This window comes from Halolamina salina, from assembly GCF_042678005.1.
Lineage (GTDB): Archaea > Halobacteriota > Halobacteria > Halobacteriales > Haloferacaceae > Halolamina > Halolamina salina.
The window spans coordinates 1-6369 of sequence record NZ_JBHUDH010000192.1; the positions used below are offsets into that span (position 1 = coordinate 1).

Annotated in this window: 8 protein-coding genes; 4 read left to right on the top strand and 4 right to left on the bottom strand. The window is 69.2% G+C overall.

What is annotated here, in order from left to right; genetic code table 11:
* Together ACFR9S_RS14050 and ACFR9S_RS14055 are read right to left on the bottom strand one after the other, a co-directional pair.
* Positions 1-511, bottom strand: a 511-nt coding sequence (locus ACFR9S_RS14050; RefSeq protein WP_379818909.1) for a MarR family transcriptional regulator, incomplete at its 3' end; no start/stop codon positions are given.
* Positions 512-657: 146 nt separating this feature from the next.
* On the bottom strand, positions 658-1110 hold the full coding sequence (locus ACFR9S_RS14055; RefSeq protein WP_379731560.1) for a bifunctional nuclease family protein: 453 nt from the start codon (positions 1108-1110) through the stop codon (positions 658-660).
* Positions 1111-1190: 80 nt separating this feature from the next.
* On the opposite strand from ACFR9S_RS14055, the gene ACFR9S_RS14060 reads away from it, so the two are divergent.
* Entirely contained in the window at positions 1191-1643 is a 453-nt protein-coding gene (locus tag ACFR9S_RS14060) for a DUF555 domain-containing protein (protein WP_379818910.1), read from the top strand.
* Between the two features lie 107 nt (positions 1644-1750).
* On the opposite strand, the gene ACFR9S_RS14065 is transcribed toward ACFR9S_RS14060, so the two are convergent.
* Positions 1751-1981: a UPF0058 family protein gene (locus tag ACFR9S_RS14065; RefSeq protein ID WP_379731562.1), complete on the bottom strand. Its 231-nt coding sequence runs from the start codon at positions 1979-1981 to the stop codon at positions 1751-1753.
* Positions 1982-2234: 253 nt separating this feature from the next.
* Between ACFR9S_RS14065 and cdd the strand changes: the two genes are divergently transcribed.
* Positions 2235-2660, top strand: a complete 426-nt coding sequence (gene cdd / locus ACFR9S_RS14070) for a cytidine deaminase (protein WP_379731563.1) — start codon at positions 2235-2237, stop codon at positions 2658-2660.
* A gap of 48 nt (positions 2661-2708) precedes the next feature.
* Positions 2709-3290 (top strand): GNAT family N-acetyltransferase, encoded by a 582-nt coding sequence (locus ACFR9S_RS14075; protein WP_379731564.1) that lies wholly within the window; start codon positions 2709-2711, stop codon positions 3288-3290.
* Between the two features lie 15 nt (positions 3291-3305).
* Here ACFR9S_RS14075 and ACFR9S_RS14080 read toward each other — a convergent pair whose 3' ends face one another.
* Entirely contained in the window at positions 3306-4823 is a 1518-nt protein-coding gene (locus ACFR9S_RS14080; RefSeq protein ID WP_379818911.1) for a cryptochrome/photolyase family protein, read from the bottom strand.
* A gap of 231 nt (positions 4824-5054) precedes the next feature.
* On the opposite strand from ACFR9S_RS14080, the gene ACFR9S_RS14085 reads away from it, so the two are divergent.
* Positions 5055-6092 carry a DUF7827 domain-containing protein gene (locus tag ACFR9S_RS14085; protein ID WP_379731566.1) on the top strand — a complete coding sequence of 346 codons (1038 nt, stop codon included), beginning with the start codon at positions 5055-5057 and terminating at the stop codon, positions 6090-6092.
* Positions 6093-6369: the final 277 nt, after the last annotated feature.

A 6369-nucleotide genomic window follows, 5' to 3' on the forward strand; every position in this document is an offset into this window, starting at 1 on the left:
CCAGCGAGGGGGCGACGACGAGGCGCGTCCGCGTCTCCGGCCCGGCGTGCCCCCGGTAGGCGTCGAGCACTACCGAGTCCGAGAGCCGCGGCAGGCACGCGGCCACGCTCTCGGCCCCGTCGATCGTTTCCCGGACGAGATCGGCAACGTCGTGGGGGTCGACCCGACGGGCGGTCGACTTCGCCACCGTCGCTGCCGAGAGCGTCGCCCCCGCGGGCATCGCGTCGACGACCGACGCGGCGTCGATGACGTTCTCGATGTCCTCCCGGAGTGTCTCGTACCGCTGTAACACCAGCCGTCCGGTTCTCGTCGTCCGGTATCCGCCGTCGACGCTCGCCACCAGTCCCGCCTCGACGAGATCGTCGACGGCCCGGTCAACCGTCGAGCGGGAGGTGTCGAGCCGGTCGATGATGTCGCGCTTGAACAGCGGCCCGTCACGGAGGAGGCGGAGGAACTCCGCTCGGTCGCCGACGAGATCCAACAGTTCGTCGATGGTGGTGTGTGACGACATCCCGGGTTTCCCGTGAATGTGTACCGAGTGTGTAAATCACTTCACCGTTTCGCCGGTGGAGCCTGCCCGCCGATCCACCACGGTACCTCGGCGCCCCCCGGCCGCGTTCAGCGAGGACAGCCAGGACGAGAGCGGGACTGACCGCGCTACTCGTCGCCGCCGTGCCCGTCGACGCCGAGTTCCTCGCGGCTGCGGCCCGCGGCGTCGAGCACGTCGTCGGCGACCTCGATCGGACAGTCCGCCCGCAGTGCGATCGCGACGGCGTCGCTGGGCCGGGCGTCGAAGGTGAGCGACTCCGGTTCGCCGTCCTCGTAGCGCTGGGCGTCGATCTTCGCGTAGAACGTCCCCTCCCGCAGTTCGTCGATCCGCACGCGGTCGAACGCGCCGCCGAACTCCGTGACCATCTCGACCAGCAGGTCGTGGGTCAGCGGCCGATCGAACGGCTCGCCCGCCAGCCCGCGCCGGATCGCGTCGGCCTGATCGTCGGTGACGAAGATAGGGAGGTACTCCCCTCGGGCGCGCAGCAGCGCGGCCGGGACCTCCTCGCCCGACGGCGTATCCCCCGTCGCGATGCCCGTGAGTTCGGCGACGTGGCTCATGGTCACGGGGTCGGCTCGGACCAGCAAATAGCTGTCGCGGGACCGAACGTTCATGCTCCCGGGTCGCGAACACGCGACCGATGGACTGCCGAGTCGTGCTGGAGGCGGCGGTGCCGGTCTACGACGTGGTGACGCCAGAGGCAGCCGTCGGCGCGGCCATCTCGAAGGTCGGGGAGCGGCTCAATCCCGACCTCTCCTACGTGGACATCGAGCCGCGCAGCCGTCGCTCGCCCCGCGGCGCCGAACTCCCGCCCGCGACCGTCGCCGCCGGCGAGGGGCTGGTCGCGCTCGAACTCGGGATGACCGTCTACGACGTCGAGAGCGAGGACCACGCCGTCCGGATCGCGCGCTCGGAGATCGGCAGCCGGCTTGAGGGGATCGCGCTCGAACGCCTCTCCTGTGAGCCGGCCGAGGAGGCCGAGAGCGAGACTGGGGAAGACGACGCCACCGAGGAGACCGAGCCGGCGGCCGACGCCGACGAGGAGACGCTGCTTCCGGAGTTCGAGGAGATGGTCGAACAGCACCGGGAGTGAAACCGGTCACGGCGCGTGACCTGCCGCGTGCTCCGTCGCGCGTATCGTTCACTTGTGACGGCGCCGCCGCTCCGAGGCGTGGGATCGCAGGAGGCGGTGTCGGCGCGTCAGTCGGCCGTCGCGGGGATCGCCTGTTCGTCGTCCAGCGAGTCGGTCAGCCCGTTGACGAGCTCGAAGACGGCGCGCTTGTGGTCGGTCTTCGAACGGTGGATCGACGTCGGCTGGACCCCGAACTCCTCGTAGCTGCTCAGGTCGACTTCCGGCTCTCCGGCGTCCTCGTACTCGGCTCGTACCTCCGAGAGAAGACCGTGGAGGTGGATGAGCTCCTGTTTCTTCATATCCATTGTCGTCTACCGTCCGAAGGGTTATAGGGTTACTTTGAGTATTGTTAACACACAAGGCCAATAGAGCGGCTGGTTCGCCCGAAATCGGAGGAAGCGATGATTTTCTCGACATGACGGACGGGACCGATCGCGGTGTCCGGACGCACCGCCGGACCGGTACCGACGCCCTCGCGTGGATCGTCGCCGTGCTCGCGAGGGAGCCGTCGGGTTTCAGACGTTTCAAGTCGGTCCACACGGAGGTTCGGGTATGGAGACCACCGATCCGGCGTCGCTGATCGAGCGTGCCCGCGACGCCCTCGACGCCGCCTACGTCCCCTACTCGGAGTACCGCGTCGGCGCCGCCGTCCTGACCGACGACGGGGAGATATTCACCGGCTGTAACATCGAGAACGCCAACTACAGCAACGCGCTCCACGCCGAGGAGGTCGCGGTCGGCAGCGCGGTCCGGGCGGGCCACCGCTCGATCGCGGCGGTCGCCGTCTCCTCCGGGGAGCGCGACGGCGTCACCCCGTGTGGGATGTGCCGACAGACCCTCGCGGAGTTCGGCGACGAGGACGTGCCGGTGTACTGCGATACGGGCGACGGCGAGTGGAAGGAGTACTCGCTGGGCGAACTCATCCCCGACACGATCACTCCGGGGATGCTGGGGATCGACCCCGAGGCCGAGGACTGACCCCGAACCCGCGGAAGCCATTTGCCCCCCCGGGCCGTACTGCCGCACATGTACGTCCGCGACGCACGGAACCGGGACGAGGCGTGGTTGCTCGACCGGATCGAGGAGATGGGGCTCGACAGCACCGCCTTCCGCTCGCGGGACTACGTGATCGCGGTCGACGAACGCACGAACGAGCGCGCCGGCTTCGGGCGCTACCGCATCCACAAGACCGACGAAGGCGAGGTCTGTGAGCTCACCGGGATCGGCGTCGTGGACGGCTGGCGCGGGCAGGGTGTCGGCGCCCACGTCGTCGAGCGGCTAATCGACCTCGCGGCCGACAACGAGTTCGAGACGGTGTACTCGATCACCGACAGCGACGACTACCTCCGGCAGTTCGGCTTCGAGAGCGTCGACGCCGAGGAACGTCCGACGGTGATCGAGGACCGCCTCGAACAGAAGCGCGAGGAGGTCGACGAAAACGTGGTCGTCGTGGCGATCGACACCGGCGCCTTCGAGATGCCCGCCGAACTCCGTGAACGGTTCAAGAACGCCGAGAAAGGCGGCAGCGAGGCCGAGGAGCCGGAGGAGAGCGCCGAGGACTTCGGCATCGACGCGGAGGAGGCGACGTACAAGTACGACACCGGCTAGTCAGCTCGGTCGGTTCTACTCGTCGGGGTCCTCCCCGCGAGCCCGCTTGTACATCGCGAGCGCCCGCTCCCGGCGCTCGCCGTGGTCGACGATCGGATCCGGGTAGTCCACATCGAGTTCCGCACGTTCCGCGTCGCTCTTCTCGACCCAGCCGTGGATCTCCGCCGCGTCGAGTCCACGAAGCTCCGGCACGTACTCCCTGATGTACTCGGCGTCGGGGTCGTAGCGCTCGCCCTGCGTGACGGGGTTGAAGATCCGGAAGTACGGCTGGGCGTCGGTGCCGGTCGACGCCGCCCACTGCCAGCCGCCGTTGTCGTTCGCGGTGTCGTGGTCGACGAGGCGGTCGCGGAAGTGGTCGTAGCCCGCCCGCCAGTCCCACAGCAGGTCCTTCGTGAGGAAGGAGGCGACGATCATGCGCACGCGGTTGTGCATCCACGCCTCCTCGCGGAGCTGGCGCATCCCGGCGTCGACGATCGGGTAGCCTGTCTCGCCGGCCTTCCAGGCGGCGAGTTCGTCGTCGTCGTTCCGCCAGTCGATCGGCGCCTCGTAGGACTTGTAGTTCGCCGTCACGATCTCGGGGTTGAAGTAGAGCACCTGCGTGTAGAACTCCCGCCACGCCAACTGCGACTGGAACGTCCGGACGCTCTCCTGTGCCGGCCCCAGTTCGTCGTCGCCGTCCGCCCCCCTCACTGCTTCGTCCCGGCGTTCTGCCTCGGCCATCGCCGCCTCGGTCGCCTCGTACACCTCGCGGAGGCCGATCGTCCCGAACCGGAGATGCGGCGAGAGCCGCGAGCTGCCGTCCTTCGCGGGGTACTCGCGCTGTTCCTCGTACTCGAAGATCGCCGACTCACAGAACGCGTCGAGCCGATCGCGGGCGGCCGCGGTCCCGCCGTCCTGCACGTCGGCGTCCGGCTTCTCGAAGCCCAACTGCTCGATCGAGGGAAGCTCCGCCCGGAGCGCGTCGTCGAGGTCGAACGCCCCTGCAAACGAGTCAGCGAGCGCGTCCGTCGCGAGCGCGCTGGCGTCCGCGAGATTCGTCCCGTCGGGCGCCTCGAACGGCTCAGGCTTCTCGCGGTCGCGCCACTTCTTCCAGAAGTAGGTGTACACCGAGTACGGCTCGCCGGCGTTGGTCCGGATCGTTCCCGGCTCGTGGAGCACCGCATCGTGGTGCGTTTCCGTGTCGATGCCCGCGCCGTCGAGTGCCGCCTCGACCCGGTCGTCGCGATCCTGTGCCAGCCCGGAGTAGTCGGCGTTCCAGTGGACCGTCCCGGCGTCGACGCCCGCCGCGAGCGCGGGCAGCACCTCGGCGGGGTCGCCGCGGGTCAGCACGAGATCGCTCCCACGCTCCCGGTAGGACTCCTGAAGTTCCGCGAGCGAGTCGAGCATGAACCGCACCCGGGCATCGCTCCCGTGTTCGAGCACGTCCGGATCGAAGACGAACGCCGGAACCACTCCGTCGGCGTCGTCGGCCGCTGCCGCCAGCCCGCGGTTGTCGCTCGCCCGCAGATCCCGGCGGTGCCAGAAGATCGGCATATTGGTCCGTGGGACGGCGGTTCCCTGAAACTACTGGCACCGGCCCCGGCAAACGTTTATGCGGTATCGCGCGCCAGTCTCCCCGTACGAGGACTGACTATGTCCCCGCGACCTCCCCGTTTCCCTCCCCTCCGAACCGGAGTCGTCGTTGCGGTGCTCGTCCTGTCGGTGGCTGCGCCGCCGACAGTCGCTGCCGTCGGCGCTCCCGGCACGGCCGAGCATCCCGACGAAATGACTGCTCCAGCCGTGGGGAACCTCAGCGCGACACTCCCGCCGCCCGACGCCGGACCGGAGGAGATCCGCTCCGCCGCGGCGTCCGGGCGACTGGCGCCGACCGACGCCGTCCACCCGAACGGCACCGTGGTGTTCCGGCTGAACAACAGCACGGCCGCGGCGCCGTCGAACGACGCCGAACTCGGCGACGAACTACAGTTCGGCATGCGGCAGACCGAGGAGTCGACCACGCCCGAGCGGCTTCCGCTCCGGCTGAACACGTCCCGGTCCGGCGACGCGGTCCGGACGTTCGTCGTCGACGAGGACCGACACGTCGTCGTCGATCTCCCGAACGCGACGTGGGAGTACGACAGCGAACCCGGCACCCACGCCCTCGGCCCCCGGCCCCGGGTCGGGCAGGGGTACGTCGCGACGCTGACGATCACCGCGAACGGGACGACGACGTCCCGAAACACGACGATCCAACTGACTGAACCCCAGATCGACGGTGACGTAGCGGTCGACGCCGGCGAGGTCGCGACCCTGACCGTCGGCATGTCCGGCACGCGGGCCGCGACGCTCGTCGTCGGCACCGAGGACGCTGCCTCCCGCACCGGCCTCCGAGTCGTCGACGAGGACGCCGACGGCATGGTACGCGTTCGGATCGACACCGGCGCCGAGACTCCCCAGGCGGCGTTCACCGCCGTCGGTGCGGACACGGTTCGACCCCACCCAGCAGCCGACTTCACGACGTGGAACGGGTCGCTGCCGCCGGGTGAGTACCGTCTCGGCGCCGGCGTCGGGGAGCTAGAAACGGTCGCCGCGGAGCGGTACGACTGGGACCCGGTGCTGAGGGTCGACGAGCCCGCTACCGGATCGCCGACCCCGACAGCGACCGACGCATCGACGCCGACGCAGTCGCCGACACCGACTGAGACCACGACGACGACAGCCGCCGCGACGACGACCGACTCCCCCGGGTTCGGTGTCGTGCCCGCGCTGCTCGCGCTGGCGGCCGTCGTGTTCGCGGTGCGAGGAAACCGGCTGGAGTTCTGACCCCACGACCGGAGAATTTTGCCGATAGAGGGGCGCTAACGGCTCCCAGACGCCGTTCGGAAGGGAAGCGTTTAGTTTCCCCCGGAAAACCGACAGATAGCGGTCGGATCGTCGCCCAATTCCCGCCCAGTGTCGCCCTCCGCCGGAGCACCCGTGCTCCCAGCCCCGGCTGACGCCTCCGAGGCACGGGGCGACCGCGGACGGGTTCGCGGGCAGTCGATCCGACACGACCCATGAACGCACGACACACCGCGCTCTCACTCGCAGTCGTACTGCT